The organism is Lapillicoccus sp. (assembly GCF_025353065.1).
Classification (GTDB): domain Bacteria; phylum Actinomycetota; class Actinomycetes; order Actinomycetales; family Dermatophilaceae; genus Lapillicoccus.
The window spans coordinates 1-18,776 of the sequence record NZ_JANXRJ010000157.1 but is presented as its reverse complement, the minus strand read 5'-3'; the positions used below and the strand labels follow the sequence as shown (position 1 = coordinate 18,776).

General features: G+C 71.3%; 20 protein-coding genes. 15 read left to right on the top strand and 5 right to left on the bottom strand.

Going from position 1 to position 18,776, the window contains the following annotated elements; genetic code table 11:
• Window positions 1–106 precede the first annotated feature (106 nt).
• The 9 genes from Q0R63_RS12720 (at window position 107) to Q0R63_RS12680 (ending at window position 5,304) form a co-directional block, all read left to right on the top strand.
• Entirely contained in the window at window positions 107–307 is a 201-nt protein-coding gene (locus Q0R63_RS12720) for a DUF6104 family protein (RefSeq protein WP_295697725.1), read from the top strand.
• 45 nt (window positions 308–352) lie between these two features.
• Window positions 353–1,045: a GDSL-type esterase/lipase family protein gene (locus Q0R63_RS12715; protein ID WP_295697724.1), complete on the top strand. Its 693-nt coding sequence runs from the start codon at window positions 353–355 to the stop codon at window positions 1,043–1,045.
• Window positions 1,046–1,257: 212 nt separating this feature from the next.
• Window positions 1,258–2,319, top strand: a complete 1,062-nt coding sequence (locus Q0R63_RS12710; RefSeq protein WP_295697722.1) for a DUF4097 family beta strand repeat-containing protein — start codon at window positions 1,258–1,260, stop codon at window positions 2,317–2,319.
• A complete protein-coding gene (locus Q0R63_RS12705; RefSeq protein WP_295697719.1) occupies window positions 2,319–2,918 on the top strand; it encodes a PadR family transcriptional regulator in 600 nt (199 codons plus the stop codon). Before Q0R63_RS12710 ends, Q0R63_RS12705 begins: the two co-directional genes overlap by 1 nt.
• Before the next feature lie 75 nt (window positions 2,919–2,993).
• The gene (locus Q0R63_RS12700; RefSeq protein ID WP_295697717.1) at window positions 2,994–3,134 is read left to right on the top strand and encodes a hypothetical protein; all 141 of its coding nucleotides are present in this window, start codon (window positions 2,994–2,996) and stop codon (window positions 3,132–3,134) included.
• Window positions 3,135–3,207: 73 nt separating this feature from the next.
• Complete coding sequence (crcB, locus tag Q0R63_RS12695) at window positions 3,208–3,708, top strand: fluoride efflux transporter CrcB (RefSeq protein WP_295697713.1); 501 nt, start codon at window positions 3,208–3,210, stop codon at window positions 3,706–3,708.
• Complete coding sequence (gene crcB / locus Q0R63_RS12690; protein ID WP_295697711.1) at window positions 3,705–4,076, top strand: fluoride efflux transporter CrcB; 372 nt, start codon at window positions 3,705–3,707, stop codon at window positions 4,074–4,076. Before crcB (Q0R63_RS12695) ends, crcB (Q0R63_RS12690) begins: the two co-directional genes overlap by 4 nt.
• A 68-nt stretch (window positions 4,077–4,144) precedes the next feature.
• The gene (locus Q0R63_RS12685; protein WP_295697708.1) at window positions 4,145–4,573 is read left to right on the top strand and encodes a hypothetical protein; all 429 of its coding nucleotides are present in this window, start codon (window positions 4,145–4,147) and stop codon (window positions 4,571–4,573) included.
• 482 nt (window positions 4,574–5,055) lie between these two features.
• Window positions 5,056–5,304 (top strand): WhiB family transcriptional regulator, encoded by a 249-nt coding sequence (locus Q0R63_RS12680; RefSeq protein WP_295697731.1) that lies wholly within the window; start codon window positions 5,056–5,058, stop codon window positions 5,302–5,304.
• Between the two features lie 67 nt (window positions 5,305–5,371).
• On the opposite strand, the gene Q0R63_RS12675 is transcribed toward Q0R63_RS12680, so the two are convergent.
• Entirely contained in the window at window positions 5,372–6,946 is a 1,575-nt protein-coding gene (locus tag Q0R63_RS12675) for a PAS domain-containing sensor histidine kinase (RefSeq protein ID WP_295697705.1), read from the bottom strand.
• Window positions 6,947–7,041: 95 nt separating this feature from the next.
• The gene (locus tag Q0R63_RS12670; protein ID WP_295697702.1) at window positions 7,042–11,913 is read right to left on the bottom strand and encodes an NAD-glutamate dehydrogenase; all 4,872 of its coding nucleotides are present in this window, start codon (window positions 11,911–11,913) and stop codon (window positions 7,042–7,044) included.
• 149 nt (window positions 11,914–12,062) lie between these two features.
• Between Q0R63_RS12670 and Q0R63_RS12665 the strand changes: the two genes are divergently transcribed.
• Genes Q0R63_RS12665 through Q0R63_RS12655 form a run of 3 tightly spaced genes read left to right on the top strand, consistent with a single transcriptional unit; the run spans window position 12,063 to window position 13,412 of the window.
• Entirely contained in the window at window positions 12,063–12,359 is a 297-nt protein-coding gene (locus tag Q0R63_RS12665; protein ID WP_295697699.1) for a hypothetical protein, read from the top strand.
• Window positions 12,356–12,889, top strand: a complete 534-nt coding sequence (locus Q0R63_RS12660) for a hypothetical protein (protein WP_295697697.1) — start codon at window positions 12,356–12,358, stop codon at window positions 12,887–12,889. The genes Q0R63_RS12665 and Q0R63_RS12660 overlap by 4 nt, the downstream gene beginning before the upstream one ends.
• Window positions 12,890–12,914: 25 nt before the next feature.
• Window positions 12,915–13,412 (top strand): DUF2505 domain-containing protein, encoded by a 498-nt coding sequence (locus Q0R63_RS12655; RefSeq protein ID WP_295697695.1) that lies wholly within the window; start codon window positions 12,915–12,917, stop codon window positions 13,410–13,412.
• Between the two features lie 9 nt (window positions 13,413–13,421).
• Here the strand turns inward: Q0R63_RS12655 and pruA are convergent, their stop codons facing one another.
• A complete protein-coding gene (gene pruA, locus Q0R63_RS12650) occupies window positions 13,422–15,050 on the bottom strand; it encodes an L-glutamate gamma-semialdehyde dehydrogenase (RefSeq protein ID WP_295697694.1) in 1,629 nt (542 codons plus the stop codon).
• Between the two features lie 19 nt (window positions 15,051–15,069).
• Between pruA and Q0R63_RS12645 the strand changes: the two genes are divergently transcribed.
• The 3 genes from Q0R63_RS12645 to Q0R63_RS12635 are packed head-to-tail and all read left to right on the top strand — an operon-like array spanning window position 15,070 to window position 17,281.
• A complete protein-coding gene (locus Q0R63_RS12645; RefSeq protein ID WP_295697692.1) occupies window positions 15,070–15,981 on the top strand; it encodes an alpha/beta hydrolase in 912 nt (303 codons plus the stop codon).
• A 35-nt stretch (window positions 15,982–16,016) separates the two neighbouring features.
• Window positions 16,017–16,853 (top strand): alpha/beta fold hydrolase, encoded by an 837-nt coding sequence (locus Q0R63_RS12640; RefSeq protein WP_295697728.1) that lies wholly within the window; start codon window positions 16,017–16,019, stop codon window positions 16,851–16,853.
• On the top strand, window positions 16,850–17,281 hold the full coding sequence (locus Q0R63_RS12635; protein ID WP_295697690.1) for a hypothetical protein: 432 nt from the start codon (window positions 16,850–16,852) through the stop codon (window positions 17,279–17,281). Before Q0R63_RS12640 ends, Q0R63_RS12635 begins: the two co-directional genes overlap by 4 nt.
• Before the next feature lie 49 nt (window positions 17,282–17,330).
• Here Q0R63_RS12635 and Q0R63_RS12630 read toward each other — a convergent pair whose 3' ends face one another.
• Window positions 17,331–17,486: a hypothetical protein gene (locus Q0R63_RS12630; protein ID WP_295697688.1), complete on the bottom strand. Its 156-nt coding sequence runs from the start codon at window positions 17,484–17,486 to the stop codon at window positions 17,331–17,333.
• Window positions 17,483–18,430 carry a DUF6359 domain-containing protein gene (locus Q0R63_RS12625; protein ID WP_295697686.1) on the bottom strand — a complete coding sequence of 316 codons (948 nt, stop codon included), beginning with the start codon at window positions 18,428–18,430 and terminating at the stop codon, window positions 17,483–17,485. Before Q0R63_RS12625 ends, Q0R63_RS12630 begins: the two co-directional genes overlap by 4 nt.
• Between the last annotated feature and the right edge of the window lie 346 nt (window positions 18,431–18,776).

The following is an 18,776-nucleotide window of genomic DNA, read 5'->3' as shown; positions in this document are numbered from 1 at the left end:
GTGGTGTGCACACCACGACCTCGACGCCAGACCACGACCTCAGCGCGAGGTGGCGTGTCGGGGCGGGTCCCCGGAGGCTGCCGCACCTCGCGATAACCTCGGTAGCGTGTACTTCACCGACCGGGGTATCGAGGAGCTCGCGAACCGCCGGGGCGAGGAGCAGGTCAGCCTCGACTGGCTCGCCGAACAGCTGCGGACGTTCGTCGACCTCAACCCCGAGCTCGAGGTGCCGGTCGAGCGGCTGGCCACCTGGTTGGCGCGCCTCGATGACGACGAGGGTGACGATGAGGGTGACGATGGCGAATAAGCCTGTCCAGCATGGCTTCTTGCCCCCCTCCATCGAAGGATCGACGTGACCGACTCCGTCTCGAACGGGCCGCCCGGCACCACCACCGCCGGCGCGGACACCCCGGCGTTCATCCCGAGCGCCGAGTTCTCGGTGGCCGACGGGGTGCGTGACGTCGGGGTCTGCTTCGTCGGGTCCTCGATGGTCGCGGGCTACGGCGACCCGAAGGGGCTCGGCTGGGTGGGCCGCGTCGTCAGCCGCACCCAGCACGCGGACCTCGACCTCACGGCATACAACCTCGGGGTGCGCGGCGACACCAGCTCCGACGTGATGGGCCGCTGGCGGCGCGAGTGCGGGCCGCGGTGGGAGCAGCGCGCCGAGCGCCGCCTCGTCCTGTCGGTCGGCACCAACGACCTCCTCGGCGGGGTCAGCACCGCACGCTCCCGCCTCAACCTCGCCAACATCCTCGACGAGGCCAGCTCGCTGGGGATCGCGACCTTCGTCGTCGGGCTGCCCCCGGGCCTCGACACCGAGCTCAACCACCGGATCGAGGCGCTCGCCGACGCCCAGGCCGACGTGTGCGCCCGGCGGGGGGTCACCTACGTCGACTGCTACCGCTCGCTCGTCACCCACGACCAGTGGGTCTCCGACGTGGCCTCCGGTCGCGACCGGGTCCACCCCGGCCAGGCGGGCTACGGCCTCATCGCCTGGTTGGTGCTCCACAACGGCTGGTACGACTGGCTGCGCGTCACGCTGTAGGCGGGCCAGCGTAACGACGACCGTTGGTCCGTCGGCCTCCGGCACGTCGTGCTCAGGCGTGCCCGGGCCCTCGTCCAACGGTCGTCGTTGCGCGCCGGTAGGCCCCAGCCACTCCGCTTGCGCGATCCGCAAACGCGATATAGCGTGTTCCGAAGAACGCGATATAGCGCGAGTTTCGGACCCTCCGGAGCCGCAGACCACGAGGGGTGGACATGGCGCAGGAATGGCAGATCGACGGCCCGAGGGTGCTCGACGTGGGCGATGAGCACGAGCGCGTCACCAAGCTCGTGGTCGGCCTCGTCGGGGGTCGGGTCGACGTCGTCACCCACGACGACTCCCCCACCGCCCGCATCGAGGTGACCGAGATCGACGGGGTCCCCCTCCTCGTGCGGTGGAACGGGGGCAAGCTGACGGTGACCCACGGCAAGGACTCGGACAAGAACATCCTCGAGATGATCAGGCGGACCGTCGAGAACTTCGGCCACAACAAGGTCGTCGTCAGCATCTCGGTCCCCGCCAGGGTCCGCACCACCGTCGGCACCGTCAGTGCCACCGCGCTGATCTCGGGGATCCGCGAGGAGGTCACGGCCAACACCGTCTCCGGCTCGATGACCCTGAGCGACCTCGTTGGCGACCTCGACCTCAACACCGTGAGCGGTGACGTGGAGTGCACCGACGTCGCCGGCTCGCTCAAGGTCAACGCCGTCTCCGGCAGCGTGACCATCCAGTCGGGCAACCTGCCGCGGGTCAGGATCACCACCGTGAGCGGCGACATCGGCCTCGACCTCGCGAGCGGCACGTCGGACATCTCGTCCAACTCCGTCTCCGGCGACGTTACCGTGCGCGCCCCCCTCACCGGCTTCGACGTCGAGGGCAACACCGCGAGCGGCCAGGTCGTCGTCGACGGCCGCACGATCAGTCGCGGCGGGCACCACGGCTGGGACCGGGGTGGCCGGATCCACGAGGGTGACGGCGCCCTGAAGATCAAGGCGAACGCGGTGTCCGGCAACATCGTCGTGCTGCGCGCCGGCTCGGCCACCGGCACGACCAGCACGAGCGGCACGACCAGGACGAGCGACACGACCAGCACGAGCGACACGACCAGCACGAGCGGTCCCACCGGCACGGGTGGTCCGCAGGACTCCCTTGCTGCCCCGACCCCGCCCCCCAGCCCGCCGACCCAGCAGATCCCCCACGACCCGACGACGCCGATGCCGTCCCACCCGCAGGACCACCCCGAGGGCTGGGGCGACGACCGGCCGGCGGTCGGCTGATGAGCCCCGTCTTCGCCCACGGCCAGCTGCGCCTCTACCTCCTCGCCCTCCTCAGCGAGGGCCCGCGCCACGGCTACGAGGTCATCCTCGATCTCGAGAAACGGTTCGACGGGCTCTACACACCCAGCGCCGGCACCGTCTACCCCCGCCTGGCCAAGCTGGAGGAGGAGGGGCTGGTCGCCCGCAGCGACGAGGGGCGCAAGTCGACCTACTCGATCACCGAGGCCGGACGGGCCGAGGTCGCCGCCCGCAGCGGCGACGTCGAGAACCTCCACGACGACCTCGACCAGTCGGTCCGCGAGCTCGCCCAGGGCGTCCGCGACCGTGTCCAGCAGGGCGCCCGCGACCTGCGCGCCGAGCTGAAGGACGCCGCCCGCGAGGCCCGCGCGAACGCCGTCCCCGTCGGGGGCCACGACACCTCGTGGGGCCACGACGACAGCGGCTCGCTGCAGGACCTCGAGCGGGCGGTCAACGAGTTCCGCAACGACGCCCGGCAGGCCTGGCGCAAGCGCGGCCTCACGCGCGAGCAGACCCGCGAGATCGTCGGCATCCTCACGGACGCGTCACGGCGGATCCGCGACGTCGTCCAGCGCCCCTGACGACGACCAGCACCGCTGTCTCACAACGGCCTTGACCGTTCACCCACCATCCCCCACGTCACGAAGGGCCACGTCATGCACACCCCTCTTCTCGAACAGCTCGCCCATCGCCGGATCGCGGACCGCGCGCGGACTCGTCCCCCCACCGGCATCCGTCGCAGCGCACGGCTGATCCAGCTCGAGATCCACCGCGCCCGCCACGCCGGTCACCAGTAGCCCGACCGGGCGCCGAGGCCGACACCGCCCGCCCCGCGTCGTAGCGGCCCGGCGGACTGGATAGCCTCGCCCCATGGACCGGCCCGACGAGCCCGAGACAGGGGGCCGTCGCGATCCCGACGCCGACCTGCCGGTCGACACGGACACCGACCCGACCTCGGCGGACCCGTCCCCGGCCCGCCTCCTCCCGGTGATCGCCGTCGGCGGCATCGCCGGGAGCCTCGCGCGCTACGGCCTCACCGTGGCCCTGCCCACGCCCGGCGGCGGTTTGCCGTGGGCCACCCTCATCGCGAACCTCACCGGGGCCCTGCTGCTCGGGCTGCTCACGGTGCTGCTCGTGGACACCCTCCCCCGCAACCCCTACCTCCGGCCCCTGCTCGGGGTCGGGGTGCTGGGGGGCTTCACGACGTTCTCCACCTACACCTCCGAGACCCGCGCGCTGCTCGACGGCGGCCACGCCGACACCGCGCTGCTCTACCTGCTCGCTACCGTCGGCGTCGGGTTCCTCGCCGCGCTCGCCGGCTTCCGGCTGGGGCGCGTCGTCGCGACGGCGGCCGGCCGGAGGACGCGATGACCGCGGTCCTGCTCGTCTCGCTCGGGGCAGCCGTCGGGGCACCCGGCCGGTGGCTCGTCGACCGGGCGGTGCAGCGGCGGCATACCGGCCTCGTGCCCTGGGGCACCCTCACCGTCAACCTCGTCGGCTCACTGGTGCTCGGCGGCGTGCTCGGGTGGTCGAGCGCACCGGATCGAGGACACGACCTGGCGCTGCTGCTGGGCACCGGGTTCTGCGGGGCGTTCACCACCTTCAGCACCTTCGCCGTCGAGAGCGTCCGGCTTCTCGAGGGGGGTCGAAGCCGGTATGCCGCGGGCTACGTCCTGCTGAGTCTCGTCGCGGGCTGCCTACTGGCCGCTGTCGGTTGGTGGCTCGGCACCCGCTTCTGACCGGCGACGGCCGGTCCGCCGCGACGACGGGCCGCCGCCCCCCGGGGCGGCTCGCATAGTCTCGAGACGTGAGCACCGCCCCTCCCGAACCGCGTGCGACGTCCCGGCCGCTCGCGCGCACGCTCTCTGCAGGCCTCGCCCTCCTCGAGGCGCTCGTCCTGCTGGGCTTCGCCGTGTTCTACGTCGCCGAGCTCGTCGTGGGAGGCGGCAACGACACGGCTCGGGTGGTCACGTCGGCCATCGTCATCGTCATCACGGCGGTCGGCCTGGCCTACCTCACCCGGGGGTGGTGGACCGCCGCGACCTGGGTCCGGACGCCCACCCTGGTGTGGAACGTCCTGCTCCTCCCGGTGGCGGCGTCCCTCGTCCAGGCCGACCAGGGGCTGATCGGGGGCCTGGTGCTCGGGGTCGCGCTGCTCAGCCTGGTCGCGGCGATCGCCTCCGGGGGGAGGCCGCCGAGCCCGGAAGGCGACCCCGAGGACGGCGTCCCCTCCTGAGCGACCGGGCCGGCCGCGACCCGCGCCGGTCTTCTCCCAGGTATTTCGACGTCGAAACACTTGCAAGCACGCGGCGGACAGTGGATAGTTGTCGACGGCCTCGGAACACCGAGCGCCCGTACATCGTTGGCAGGTTTGGGTCGACCAAATCCTTGCACGACGAGCCGACACCGACGTCGGTGGCGGGCCCGGCCGCGGCCAGCGGAGAGCGGCTGCTCGACCGGCCCCACCGCACATTCCCCCGATCCGTAGCCTGCGCAGATCGCCGACCAGGTGGCTTACGCTTGTGAAACACAGGAAACACGATAGAAACAATGACGACTACAGCCCACACCCGACGCCCGCACCAGTCCGCAGCCAACCCGATCAAGTCGGCGAGCTCGACTTCTTCGACGATCTCGACCCGTCGTACCGTGACCCCGGCACAGCCCCGTGCCGCCCGCGCCGCCGACGCCCCTCGCACGACAAGGAGCACGATCCTCATGGACTGGCGCGACCGCGCTGCCTGCCTCGACGAAGATCCCGAGCTGTTCTTCCCGATCGGGAACACCGGCCCGGCCATTCTCCAGATCGAAGAGGCGAAGACCGTGTGCCGTCGCTGCGAGGTCGTCGACACCTGCCTGAAGTGGGCCCTCGAGTCCGGTCAGGACGCCGGGGTGTGGGGCGGTCTGTCCGAGGACGAGCGTCGCGCGCTCAAGCGACGCAACGCCCGCGCCCGCCGCGCCGGCTGAGCGCGCCACTCCCGGCCAGCCGTCCGCCGTTCGGGTGGCCTTCCGTGGGCGATGACCCCCAATGCTCCTAGGTGGGGGTTGACGTCGGGGAGGTCGGTCCGGGGACGGCCGGGGCCCCGACCACCGGACCCGGCCCCGGGCTGCCGTAGGGCGTCGTCGACCCGTCGCCCGAGAGCGTCCGCAGCTGGGCGGTGAAGACCACCTTGGTCCCGTGCGGGTCGGCGTCGGTCCAGGTGATGACGCCCCGCAGGTCCTGGACCAAGGACTGCACGATCTGCGTCCCGAGGCCCGACCCCGGGTGGCGCCCGGTCGGCATACCGGTGCCGTCGTCCTCGATGCAGACCGTGAGCAGGTCGGGGCCCTTCACCTGGGGCGTGCGCTCGACGTCGACCCAGACCGTGCCCCCGGTCGCGGAGAGGCCGTGCTCGATGGCGTTCTGGACGAGCTCGCTGAGGATCATCGCCAGCGAGGTCGCGTCCTCCGCCTTCAGCCGCCCGAACGGGTCACCCGTGCGTCGGCGCTGGATCGGCTTGTCGTAGGCCGCGACCTCGACCACCGCGCGGAAGCTGCGCTCGGCGACGTCGTCGAAGTCGACCGTCTCGTCGAACCCCTGGCTGAGGGTCTCGTGGACGAGCGCGATCGTGCCGACCCGTCGGACCGCCTCGAGGAGGGCAGAGCGGGTGTTGCGGTCTTCGGTGCGGCGAGCCTGCAGGCGCAGCAGGGCCGCCACGGACTGGAGGTTGTTCTTCACCCGGTGGTGGATCTCGCGGATCGTCGCGTCCTTGGTCATCAGCTCCTGCTCCCGGCGACGCAGCTCGCTGACGTCGCGCAGCAGCAGGATGGCGCCGAACCGCTGGCCCGCCTCGGTGAGCGGGATGGCGCGCATCGAGATCACGGCGCCGCCGCTGCCGACCTCGGTGCGCCACGGCTGCCGGCCGGTGAGGACCAGCGGGAGCCCCTCGTCGACGGGTGAGCTGTCGCGCAGGACGGTGGTGACGATCTGGCTGAGCGACCCACCGATCACGTCGCCGACGAAGCCGAGCCGGTGCACGGCCGAGATCGCGTTGGGGCTGGCGTAGGAGATGACCCCCTCGTAGTCGAGGCGGACGACCCCGTCGCCGACCCGGGGAGCGCCGCGCCGGAGCCCCGTCGGAGCCGAGGCGTGGGGGAACTCCCCCGCCGCGATCATCCGCGAGAGGGCGTCGGCCGTGGCGAGGTAGGTGAGCTCGAGCCGGCTCGGGGTCCGCATCGTCGTCAGGTTGGTATGCCGGGTGAGCACCGCGATCGCCCGGCCCTGCCGCACGACGGGGATCGACTCCTCCCGCACGGGGAGGTCGTCGCGCCATTCCGTGTCGCGCTCCCGGACGATGCGCCGCTCGGAGAAGGCCTGCTCGAGCGTCTCGGCGCGGGCCTTGGACGCCCGGGCGCCGACCTGGTCCTCGAAGAACACCATCTGGCCCGTGGTCGGCCGGATGTGCGCGATGGCGTTCCACTGAACCCTCGAGGACCGCACCCACAGGATGAGGTCGGCGAAGGAGAGGTCCGAGAGCAGCTGCCAGTCCCCGACGAGGAGGTGGAGCCACTCGATGTCGGCGCTCTGGAGCTCGGAGTTCTCGTGGAGGAGCTCGGCGAGCGTGGGCACACCGGCAGCCTATGCCGCCCACTGCGGGGCAGAGGCCGCGCCCGGGGTGGTGGGCCGGACCGAGGAGGGAGGACAGGCAGGATCGGAGCCGACGGTCAGGACGACCGCCCGCCGCCGCGCAAGATCCCACGCAGGGTCCGCAGCGCCACGGAGAGGGCGGCGATGCCCGCATGGTCGAGCCGTTCGATGCCGCCGAGCGCCGTGCGCGCCCGGGCGAGGGCGTCCTTGTTGGCGTCGGCCCACTCGTCGAACCGCTTCGCCGGCGCCAGACCGGCGCTGCTCGTGGCGAGGACGGAGCGGGTGAGCGACTCCAGCACGGCATAGAGGTCGTCGCGCATGGCACCACGGGCCAGCGCGTCCCAGCGGTCGTCGCGAGGGAGCTTGGAGACCCTCGTGAGCATGTCGTCGATGCTGAACTTCTCGGAGCAGTAGTAGTAGACGCCGACGACGTCACCGACCGGTTCGGCGATGTCCTCCGCGATCTCGACGATGTCGAGCAGCGAGAACCGGTCGAGCAGCCCGGCGGCGCGCAACGCGAAGTCGGTTGGTGCGCCGAGCTTCTCGAGCTCCTTGGCCCGACGTCCGAGGCGTTTGCGTTCGCCGCCCTGGAGGTGGTCCTGGATGTGCGGGGCGAACAGGGTGACCGGGGGCCGGAACCGCGCCACCTCGACCGCGACGTCGATCGACGAGGGGCGCGTCGTGAGGAACCACCGGACCGCGCGGTCGAGCAGCCGGCGGAACTCGAGGTAGAGCGCCGTCTGGGTCGCCGTGGTGACCGTGTTGTCGAGGGCCTCCACGTCGGCCACGTAGGACTGGAGGTCGAAGACCTCCCGGCAGACGACGAACGCCCGGGCGATGTGCTCTGGACCGGCGCCGGTCTCCTCCGAGGCACGGAACGCGAAGGTGATGCCGCCCCGGTTGACCATCGAGTTGACCACGGAGTTGGTGACGATCTCGCGGCGCAGCGGGTGGGAGTGCAGCTGCTGCGCGTAGCCCGCCCGGATCGGCTCCGGGAAGTAGTCGGAGAGGGTCTGCTGGAACCACGGGTCGTCCGGCAGGGACGTCGGCAGCAGGTCGCCCTTGAGCGCGAGCTTCGCGTAGGCGACGAGCACCGAGAACTCGGGCGACGTGAAGCCGAGGCCGTCGGCATGGCGCTTGGCGATCTCGACGTCGCTCGGGAGGAACTCCAGGGCCCGGTCGAGCTCGCGGCGCTCCTCGAGCCAGTGCATCAGGCGCTGGTGCACCGGGAGCATCGAGTGCTCCTGCGCCCGTGCGTTGCCGAGCAGCACGTTCTGCTCGTAGTTGTCGCGCAGCACCTGGGCCGCGACCTCGTCCGTCATCGAGTGGAGGATCACGTTGCGCTGCTCGAGGCTGAGCTCCCCGTCCCGGACGAGGCCGGTCAGGAGGATCTTGATGTTGACCTCGTGGTCGCTCGTGTCGACCCCGGCCGAGTTGTCGATCGCGTCGGTGTTGACGTGGACTCCGGCGAAGGACGCCTCGATGCGGCCGCGCTGACTCGCGCCGAGGTTGCCGCCCTCCCCGATCACCTTGACTCGCAACGCTTTTCCGTCCACCCTGATCGCGTCGTTGGCGCGGTCACCGATCTCGGCGTCGGACTCCGAGGTCGCCTTGACGTAGGTGCCGATGCCGCCGTTCCACAGCAGGTCGACCGGGGCCAGCAGGATCGCCTTCATCAGCTCGGCCGGGGTCATCGACGACGTGCCGGCCCGCAGGCCGAGGACCTTGGCCGCCTCCGGCGAGATCGGGACGGACTTGGCGGCCCGGTTGACCACGCCGCCACCGGGGCTGATCAACGACGCGTCGTAGTCGGCCCACGACGACCGCGGGAGCTCGAACAGCCGGCGGCGCTCGACGAACGACGTCGCCGCGTCCGGGGTGGGGTCGAGGAAGATGTGGCGGTGGTCGAAGGCGGCCACCAGCCGGATCTGCTCGGACAGCAGCATGCCGTTGCCGAAGACGTCGCCGCTCATGTCGCCGACGCCGACGACGGTGAAGGCCTGCGTCTGGGTGTCGAGGCCCATCTCGCGGAAGTGCCGCTTGACGGACTCCCACGCGCCCCGGGCCGTGATGCCCATCGCCTTGTGGTCGTAGCCCTCGGACCCGCCCGAGGCGAAGGCGTCGTCGAGCCAGTAGCCGTAGTGCTGGGAGATGCCGTTGGCGATGTCGGAGAACGTCGCCGTCCCCTTGTCCGCGGCGACCACGAGATAGGTGTCGTCGGGGTCGTGGCGCACGACGTCGGCCGGCGGGGTGACCACGCCCGCGACGAGGTTGTCGGTGAGGTCGAGCAGGCCACAGACGAAGAGCCGGTATGCCGCGACGCCCTCGGCCAGCCACGCGTCACGGTCGACCAGCGGATCGGGGAGCTGCTTGGCGAAGAACCCGCCCTTGCTGCCGGTCGGCACGATGACGGCGTTCTTGACCATCTGCGCCTTGACCAGGCCGAGGACCTCGGTGCGGAAGTCCTCGCGCCGGTCGCTCCACCTCAAGCCCCCGCGGGCCACCCTGCCGAACCTCAGGTGGACGCCCTCGACCCGGGGCCCGTAGACCCAGATCTCGAACATCGGGCGCGGCGCCGGCAGGTCCGGCACCTGCTTGGGGTCGAGCTTGAGGCTGACGTAGGGCTTGAAGGCCCCCGACTCGTCGGTCTGGTAGTAGTTCGTCCGCAGCCCGGCCGTGATCACCCCGAGGAGCGACCGGACGATCCGGTCGTGGTCGAGGCTCGTGACGTCGTCGAGGGCGGCGTGGATCGCCGAGACGACGAGCTCCTCGGCGGCAGCGCGCTCGCCGCCGGCCGAGGCGGCATACCGGCGGGGGTCGAAGCGGGTCTCGAAGAGGGCGACGAGCTGCCGGGCGATGGCGGCGTTGGTCACCAGCGCAGCCTCGATGTAGGGCTGGGAGAAGGTCGACTGGGTCTGGCGGAGGTACTTCGCGGCCGCGCGCAGGATGACGACCTGGCGCCAGGTGAGACCGGCGTCGAGGACGAGCGCGTTGAAGCCGTCGGACTCGGCCTCGCCCTGCCAGACCGCGCGGACGGCGTCCTGGAGCAGCGTGCGCCGGACCTCGCGCTCGCTGCCACTGCCCCAGTAGTCGGGCCGCGGTGCGCGCAGACCGAAGTCGTAGACGTGGACCGTCACGCCGTCGCCGCGATGGACCTCGTAGGGACGCTCGTCGACGACCTCGACCCCGAGGCGGGTGAAGAGCGGGAGGACCTGGGTGAGCGAGAGCGGGCCGCGGCGGTAGAGCTTGAAGCGGCGTTCGTCGGCCGGCGAGCCGGGGTCCTCATAGAGGTTGAGCTCGACCATCTCGTCGGTGTCGAGCGACTCCATCGCGGCGATGTCGGCGACCGCCACCCGCGGGGGGAAGTCCTCCTTGTAGGCCTCGGGGAAGGCTCGGCCGTAGAGCCCGACGAGGCGTGCGCCCGCCTCCTCGCCGCGCGCGGCACGGGTCGCCTCGGAGACGTCCTCGTCCCACGTGCGGGTGGCGTCGACGATCTCTCGCTCGAGGCTCGCGACGTCGACCTCGGGGATCGACTCGCCGCGACCCACGCGCACGACGAAGTGCAGCCGGGCGAGGGTCGACTCGGCGACCCGGGTGGTGAAGTCGACGTTGGAGGCGTGGAAGGCGCGACGCAGGATCGCCTCCATCTTCAGCCGGACGGTCGTGTTGTAGCGGTCGCGCGGCAGGAAGACGAGGCACGACATGAAGCGCCCGTAGACGTCCTTGCGGAGGAAGAGCTTGGTCTTGCGCCGCTCCTGCAGACGCAGCACCTCGAGGGTGACGTCGAGCAGGTCGTCGGGGTCGGTCTGGAAGAGCTCGTCGCGGGGGTAGCTCTCCATGACCTCGAGGAGGTCCTTGCCGGAGTGGCTGTCGGCGGTGAACCCGGCACGGTCGAGGATCATGTGCACCCGGTCGTCGAGGATCGGGATGTCGAGGATCGAGGCGGTGTAGGCGCTCGAGGCGAAGAGGCCGAGGAAGCGGCGCTCACCGGTGACCGCGCCCCGGTCGTTGAAACGCTTGATGCCGACGTAGTCGAGATAGACCGAACGGTGAACTGTTGCACGCGAATTGGCCTTGGTGATGATGAGCAGCTCCGGCTCACGGGCCTTGGCTCGGGCAGCGGGAGTCAGCCGGGTCGAGGCGTCGACTCCTGGGCGGTCGTAGCGCAGCAGGCCGAGGCCGGACCCGGGGACGACGTCGAGGGTGTCGACCCCGTCGACCTCACCCAGCGTGTAGTCACGGAACCCGAGGAAGGTGAAGTGCCCGTCGGCCAGCCAGTCGAGGAAGCGGGCCGTCGACGAGACGACCGCCGGGTCGATGCCGTGCGGCGGCGTCTCCCGCAGGCCTGCAGCGATCGACGCGCACCGGTCGTGCATCCGGGGCCAGTCCTCGACGGCGTCGCGGACGTTGCCGAGCACCGTGGTCAGGGCCGCGGCGAGCTCGGCCCGCTCGGTCGCGGACGCGATGCGGTCGACCTCGAGGTGCATCCACGACTCCGTCACCACCCCGAAGACGCCGGTCGGGGCCCGCTCGAGGCGGTCGAGGTCGAGGACCTCCTCGAGGGTGCCGGCCGCGTCGCGCCGGACCACGAGCTGAGGGTGGACGACGAGGTGTATGCCGCGGTCGCGCGTGGTCAGCTCGGCCGTCACCGAGTCGACGAGGAAGGGCATGTCGTCGGCGACGATCTGGATGACCGTGTGCCCGCTCGACCAGCCGTCGGACTCGACGTCGGGGTTGATGACGCAGACGTCCGCGGTCCCGACCGGTCGATGGCTGGCCAGCTCCTTGTGGTGCAGCGCGGCGCCGAGCAGGTCGGCGGGCTCGCGGGCGAGGAGGTCCTCGGTGGCCACGTGGCGGTAGTAGCGCCGCAGGAACGGCTCCAGCGCCGGGTCGCCGTCGGCTGCCGCTCGCAGCTGACCGGCCCGTGACTGCTCCAGCGACGCAGACATCTCATCCTTACCCGTATCGGTGCTCAGGCACGCCTCGTCGGATGCCCGTCCGAGCGTATCCCTCCTGTCCGAGGGGTGGACGCCCGGCCGGGAGGGCCCTCGGTGGAGAACTCCGGGGGCCATACCCCGTCCGGCCCTAGGCTGGCGAGGTGAGGACCGAGAGCAGGTCGGGATCCCGGCACCTCCTGGCCGCCGCCCTCGCGGACGTCCGTCGGTGTGCCGCGGGCACCAGCGACGCGCTGCTCCACCACGTGCCCGACACCGGCGACCACGTCACCGGCCGGATCGTCGACGACTTCGTGGACCAGGCCAGCGATGCCCTGCGGGCCCTCGCCGAGTCCGTGGCCGACGCGCTGGCGTCGCTCGAGTCGCCGGAGTCGCTCGAGTCGCTCGAGTCGCTCGACCCGGGGGCTGGTCCTGGCCGGGGACGGAGGGACGGCAGGTGATCGCCACCCTCATGGGCGACCCCTCCTCGTGCTCCCAGCTGGGGGGCGACCTGCGCACCCGGGCCGCGACGTTGCTGACCGCCCGTGAGGCGCTCGCCGATGCCAGGTCGGCAGGGTCTCGGGCGGGGAGTCGCCTCGCCTCCCCCGACCTGCCCGACCTGCCCGACCTGCCCGAGCGCGACCAGCGCCTGCTCGACACGCTGGTCGACCGGCTCGACGCGGCCGGCGCCGCCCTGCAGCGCTACGCGCAGGAGCTGGCGGAGCAGGCCGAGGAGCTGCGCCGGCTGGAGGCCGAGGTCTCCCGGGCCGGCCTGACCCTCGACGGGTTGCAGGTCGTCGAGCCCTGGGGCCTGGCGACGGTCGACGCGGCGTCCCACCGACGGGCGGAGCTGCCGGGACTCGCGGCGCGGGCGGAGCGACTGGCGAGCCGGGTGGGTCGCTCGCGTGGCGCCCTCCAGCGGACCCTCACCGAGGCGACCGGGGTGCTCGCCCGAGCCGCCGCGGACACCCGGGCCTCCCTCGGGCGCTGATCGCGACCCACTACCGTGAGGTCCCATGCAGATCACCAAGAGGTTCGAGTACCCCGCCTCCCCCGCCGACGTGTCGATCATGGTGAGCGACCTGGCGTTCCAGGCCAAGAAGTGCGAGGCCACCCACCCGATCACCCACCGCGAGTCCGTGACCCCCAAGGGTGACCAGACCGAGATCATCACCTCGCGGGACCTGCCCACCGACGGGTTCCCGGACCTGCTCAAGTCGATGGTGGGCCCCAAGATCCGGGTGACCGAGACCTACATGTGGAGCCCCGCCGGACCGGACGGCTCCCGGACGGGCACCCTCGACGTCGCGATCGGTGACGGCAGCCTCCCGGTGGGGATGAAGGGCACGGTCAGCCTGCGACCCGTCGGCGCCGGCTCGGTCATCACGATCGACGGCGACCTGAAGGCCCGTGTGCCCCTGCTCGGCGGCAAGATCGAGAAGTCGGCCGAGCCGTGGATCATCGACGCGATCGACAAGGAGCACGAGGTCGGGCTCGCCTGGCTCGCCGGCTGAGCCCGACCCTCAGCCCATGTGCGGGTAGGCGTGCGTGGTCGGCGGGACGAAGGTCTCCTTGATGGAGCGGGCGCTCGTCCACCGCAACAGGTTCTGGGCGGCGCCAGCCTTGTCGTTGGTACCGGAGGCCCGCCCGCCGCCGAACGGCTGCTGTCCGACGACCGCCCCGGTCGGCTTGTCGTTGACGTAGAAGTTGCCGGCGGCGAAGCGCAGCCGCTGTGTCGCGTCGGCGATGACCCTCCGGTCCTGGGCGAGGATCGAGCCGGTCAGCGCGTAGGGAGCGAAGGACTCCATCTGGTCGAGGACCGCGTCGTAGCGGGCGTCGGGATAGACGTGGACAGCGAGGATCGGGCCGAAGTACTCGGTGCGGAAGGCCTCGTCGGTCGGGTCGGAGGACTCGATCACCGTGGGTCGCACGAAGTAGCCCTCGGAGTCGTCATAGGTCCCCCCGGCGATGATCGTGACCTTGGCGGCCTCCTTCGCCCGGTCGATCGCCGCCGTGTTCTTGGCGAAGGACCGCTCGTCGATGACCGCTCCCATGAAGTTCGACAGGTCGGTCACGTCACCCTGGGTGAGGCCGTTGGTGAGATCGGCGAGGTCCGTGCGGATCTTCTTCCAGATCGACTGGGGCACATACGCCCTCGATGCGGCCGAGCACTTCTGTCCTTGGTACTCGAACGCCCCCCGGATCATCGCGGTCCGCAGCACGTCGGGGTCCGCGGAGGGGTGGGCCAGGATGAAGTCCTTGCCGCCGGTCTCGCCGACGAGACGGGGATAGGTGCGATAGCTCGGGAGGTTGGCCCCGACCTGCTGCCAGAGGTGCTGGAAGGTCGGCGTCGACCCGGTGAAGTGGATGCCGGCGAGGTCGGGGTCGGCGAGGGCGACCTTGGAGACGTTGAGGCCGTCGCCGGTGACGAGGTTGATGACGCCCGGCGGCATACCGGCTGCCTCGAGGATCTCGAGGGTCAGCTGCGCAGCGAGCTGCTGGGTCGGCGACGGCTTCCAGACGACGGTGTTGCCCATCAGTGCCGGTGCGGTCGGCAGGTTCCCCGCGATAGCGGTGAAGTTGAAGGGCGTGACTGCGTAGACGAAGCCCTCGAGCGGGCGGTGGTCGGTGCGGTTCCACACCCCCCTCGCGTTGAGCGGCGGCTGCTCGGCGAGGATCTCGCGGGCGAAGTGGACGTTGATCCGCCAGAAGTCGATCAGCTCGCAGGCCGCGTCGATCTCGGCCTGGTAGCACGTCTTGCTCTGGCCGAGCATCGTTGCGGCGTTGAGGATCTGGCGCCAGGGACCGGCGAGGAGGTCGGCGGCCTTGAGCAGGATCGCGGCCCGGTCGTCGAAGGAGAGGGCCCGCCATCCGGGGGCGGCGGCCTTGGCCGCGTCGACGGCGGCCCGGGCTTCGCCCAGGGTCGCGTTGCGCATGGTGCCGAGGACCTTGCGGTGCGCGTGCGGCTGCCGCACGTCGATCTTCCGTCCCGCGCCCATCACCCGTTCGCCGGCAATGGTGTGCGGGAGGTCGCGGCGCTCGCTACCGAGCCTGGCCAGCGCCACCTCCAGCTCGGCGCGCTCCCGGCTCCCGGGGGCGTAGTCCAACACTGTTTCGTTGACGAGGGCGGGGACCTGGGTGACGGCATCCATACTGGCTATCGTGGCACGTATGCCGCACAGCCAGCTCCACGGTGACCTCGCCATCCACCTCGGTGGCCGACAGGACCTGGGCGCCCCGACGCTGGTGCTCCTGCACGGTCTCACGGACTCCGGCGCCTGCTGGCCCGACGCCGTCGAGCGCTGGTCCGAGACCTACCGACTCGTCGCCTGGGACGCCAGGGGGCACGGTGAGTCGGCCCGTTTCCTCGACGGCCAGCTCGAGGACGGCGTCGGTGAGACGCACCTCGCCGACCTCGTCGTCATGCTCGAGAACCTTGCTCGCCACGACGCTTCCGAGGGACGCGGAGGCCCCGACGCGCGCGGCGGTGGTGAGGTGGACCGTCCTGTCCTCGTCGGACACTCGATGGGCGGCGGGACGGCGGCAGCGCTCGCCGGCACTCGTCCGGAGCTCGTGCGCGCCGTCGTCCTCGAAGACCCGGCCCTCGGCGTCCCCGGCCCCGAGGACGCCGGCCAAGGAGGTCGCGACCGGGGTCCCGACCGCGCGCGGCAGCGGGTCGCCGAGGCGCTCGACACGTTCGTCGACCCACCGGCCGCGCTCGCGACCTCTCGGGTCGACCACCCCTCGTGGCCCGACTCCGAGTTCGACCCGTGGTTGGCTGCGAAGCTCGCGATCGACATCGAGATGCTGGGAGACGGCGCCGTCACGGGTCGGCGGCCGCGCCTCGAGGTCGCTGCCGCCATCGGCGTACCGACCCTGCTGGTGACCGGCGACCAGGACGTGATCTGGATGCCGCCGATGCTCGAACGGCTAGTGGCAGTGGGCAACCCGTTCATCGAGGTCGGGATCGTGACGGGGGCGCACCACTGCGTGCGGCGCGACAACCCCGAGGGCTTCCACGCCCTCGTCGATCCCTGGATCGCCGCGCAGTTCGAGCGGCCGGCACAGGTCGACACCACGTGACGGGGCCCCGGCCGGTGCCTGGGCTGGTGCCTGAGATGGTCGCCGGCCTCGCCGTGCGCCGTTACGGCAGAACGCCGCCCGCCCCCGTCGTCGCCCTCTTCCACGCCAACGGCGACTCCGGCGCCTGCTGGCCCGACCTCGTCGTCCGCTGGACGCCGGTGGCCCACCTCGTGGCCGTCGACCTCCGCGGTCACGGACGGTCCCCGCGGTTCTCGCCGCGGCAGCTCGTCGAGCCGGGCGACGTCCACGTCGAGGACACCGTCCGAGTGCTCACGGAGCTCCGGTTGCCGGACCAGCCCCTGGTCGCGGTCGGCCACAGCCTGGGCGGCGCCGCCCTCACGGCGGCGTGCGCCGAGCACCCCGGTCTCGTCGACGCTCTGGTCCTCATCGACCCACCCTGGGACACCCCGCCCGTGCTCGGCCACCGGCCCGAGGTGGGCGCAGCATGGGTCGGGCACGTCACGGCATACGGGCTGGATCCGGAGGGTGAGCTGGAGTCGATGCGCGTTCGGGAGCCCGCGTGGCCCGACGTCGAGCGGCGGGCGTGGGTCGGGAGCAAGGCCGAGGTCGACCTCGCCTACCTCGCGACCGGTAGCGGCCGCCCGTCGACCCCGTGGACCGACCACGTGCCGCGTCTGTTCACACCGACGCTCGTCGTCACTGGAGACGACGACGTGCTCATCGGTCCCGACACCCGTGCCGCCATCTCCGCGATCGACAACGAATGCGTCGAGGTCGCCGTCGTCGCCGGAGTCGGGCACTACGTGAGGCAGGGCGACCCCGACGCCTTCCACGCGGTCGCCGACCCCTGGCTGCGCCGACACCTCACGCCGGTCGCTCCGGTGACCGACACGGGCGCCGGCCCGTCATGAACGCCGACCTCGCCCGGGCCCTGCAGGTCGTGGAGCACGACCTCCGCATCGCCGGGGTGCCGTTGCCCGAGGTCCGCGACGTCCCCGAACAGGAGTGGAGACACCACGCGCACCAGCCGTGCGCCATGCTGCTGGCCGTCGACGGCAGCGGGCAGCGTGTGTCGTGTCTCGTCGACGACGCGCCGGTGGAGCAGCTGCGATCGGTCGCGGACCAGGTGCAGGAGTGGGTGCACGAGGAGCTGTGCCGGCTCGAGCGGTCCGTCGCGTGGCCACGATGTCCCACACACCCCTTGACCCACCCGCTCTCGGCGGTCGTGATCGACGAAGCAGCCTGGTGGGTCTGCCCGCTCGACCGCCGGGGGGTGTCACCGATCGGCCAGCTCGGCGTCACGGCCAGATCGAGTCGACCCACTCGGGGTGGTCGATGAACGGGTTCCGGTTGTGCTGCCACGTGGTGTGGATGACCTCGTTGCGGCGCTACTCGAAGGCATCGGGAGGGTCGGCGTCGCTCCAGGCCTTCAGCACCGACAACCTGCCGAGGTCGGGGGCCGAGCCGTTGTTCACCGACTCGTTCACCTCGAGGTCGGCGAATCCGTCGTCTCCCGAATACCGCACGGCCACAGAGAAGATCATCCGAGCGACGTCGCCCTTGACCGTGACCCTGGGCTGGAAGGAGTCGGCGTCGGCCAGGCACCCGGCGCACTGGACGACGGCGTTCCCGCTGTTGTCGAAGTCGAGGTTGCCGCGTGCCCGTTGACCGACACGTCCTCGGGACATAGGTGGTAGACGTCGGTGCCCGGACCGGGGGTGGTGCCGAAGTCACCGTGGCTCTTGGCGTAGACGTGCTCACGGTTCCAGTCGTCAGGATTGCCACCGTTGCTCGACTTGGGAACGGAGCGGCCGCTGTAGATCTCGGTCACGTCGTCGGGGTTGGCGGGGTCCTGGTCGGTGTCCTTGAGCGCGGTCCAGACCCCGTCGTAGCTGAGCACGCTCTGGGTGCGGATGATCGTGTGGAGGGCCACCTTGAGGTCGGCGCCCGACCGGCCCAGGGCGTTGGCATAGTAGGTGTCGGTGCCTCCTCCCGGTGGGCCGGTGGGAGTGATCGTGGGAGAGGCCGTCGTCGTCGTCGGGGGTGGGGTGGGTGTCGCGCCGGAGATCGTCATGGCCGTGGGGGCCTTGAGCCCGGCGTGGGGCGAGAAGTAGGCCGAGAGGCTGCCCGTCACCTCGATCTGCTTCCCGACCAGCGACGGGGTCGACCTGAGCCCGAAGGCCGACCGGTAGGCGGTGGTCACCTGGACGTAGAGCATCGTCGTCGACGAGGTCTTGGACGCCACGTCGGCGATGGCGATCGCCGTGTCCCCGGCGAAGCCGAACCGGTTCACCGTCGTCGCCGAAACCGGTTCTCCCACCACGAAGCCCACGACGCTCCCGGAACTGCCGTCCTGCAGGGCGATCGCCTGCGCGACGGTCAGCGCCGTGACGGCCGCCCGCGCCGCACCCGTCTGGACGGCCGCCGCCACGAGGATGACGCACGCGATGACCGCGACGAGCCAGGGACGGATCCGCAGAGTGGACATGGCCCGACGGTCGCAGGGTCTGGGTCACGGCAGGCGAACCCGCGGTCAGGGTTTGCCCATGAGTCGGTATGCCGCCGACTCAGGTCGCTCCGGTCGCCCCGATCTCCCGGGTCCGCCCGCTCAGCACCTCGCCGAGTTCCCTGTATAGGGTTGGTGCGCAACGAGATTCGGGCATTAGCGACGAAGTGGGTCTGTCGGTGGTCGCGTCTAGTGTCGGGGGTATGGACAAGGACTTCGGTGTCGGCGGCGGTGACGGTGAGGGCGAGACGTCGCCTGCCGCTGACGGTCCGGAGTCTGCTGAGTCTGCTGAGTCTACTGAGTCTGCTGAGTCTGGCGAGTTCGGCGA

Excerpts from the sequence above, each read along its gene's own strand:
- Q0R63_RS12710 (WP_295697722.1), top strand. The coding sequence starts at position 1,258 with ATGGCGCAGGAATGGCAGATCGACGGCCCGAGGGTGCTCGACGTGGGC.
- Q0R63_RS12705 (WP_295697719.1), top strand. The coding sequence starts at position 2,319 with ATGAGCCCCGTCTTCGCCCACGGCCAGCTGCGCCTCTACCTCCTCGCC.
- Q0R63_RS12700 (WP_295697717.1), top strand. The coding sequence starts at position 2,994 with ATGCACACCCCTCTTCTCGAACAGCTCGCCCATCGCCGGATCGCGGAC.
- crcB (WP_295697713.1), top strand. The coding sequence starts at position 3,208 with ATGGACCGGCCCGACGAGCCCGAGACAGGGGGCCGTCGCGATCCCGAC.
- crcB (WP_295697711.1), top strand. The coding sequence starts at position 3,705 with ATGACCGCGGTCCTGCTCGTCTCGCTCGGGGCAGCCGTCGGGGCACCC.
- Q0R63_RS12680 (WP_295697731.1), top strand. The coding sequence starts at position 5,056 with ATGGACTGGCGCGACCGCGCTGCCTGCCTCGACGAAGATCCCGAGCTG.
- Q0R63_RS12670 (WP_295697702.1), bottom strand. The coding sequence starts at position 11,913 with ATGTCTGCGTCGCTGGAGCAGTCACGGGCCGGTCAGCTGCGAGCGGCA.
- Q0R63_RS12655 (WP_295697695.1), top strand. The coding sequence starts at position 12,915 with ATGCAGATCACCAAGAGGTTCGAGTACCCCGCCTCCCCCGCCGACGTG.
- pruA (WP_295697694.1), bottom strand. The coding sequence starts at position 15,050 with ATGGATGCCGTCACCCAGGTCCCCGCCCTCGTCAACGAAACAGTGTTG.
- Q0R63_RS12645 (WP_295697692.1), top strand. The coding sequence starts at position 15,070 with ATGCCGCACAGCCAGCTCCACGGTGACCTCGCCATCCACCTCGGTGGC.
- Q0R63_RS12640 (WP_295697728.1), top strand. The coding sequence starts at position 16,017 with ATGGTCGCCGGCCTCGCCGTGCGCCGTTACGGCAGAACGCCGCCCGCC.
- Q0R63_RS12635 (WP_295697690.1), top strand. The coding sequence starts at position 16,850 with ATGAACGCCGACCTCGCCCGGGCCCTGCAGGTCGTGGAGCACGACCTC.
- Q0R63_RS12630 (WP_295697688.1), bottom strand. The coding sequence starts at position 17,486 with ATGATCTTCTCTGTGGCCGTGCGGTATTCGGGAGACGACGGATTCGCC.
- Q0R63_RS12625 (WP_295697686.1), bottom strand. The coding sequence starts at position 18,430 with ATGTCCACTCTGCGGATCCGTCCCTGGCTCGTCGCGGTCATCGCGTGC.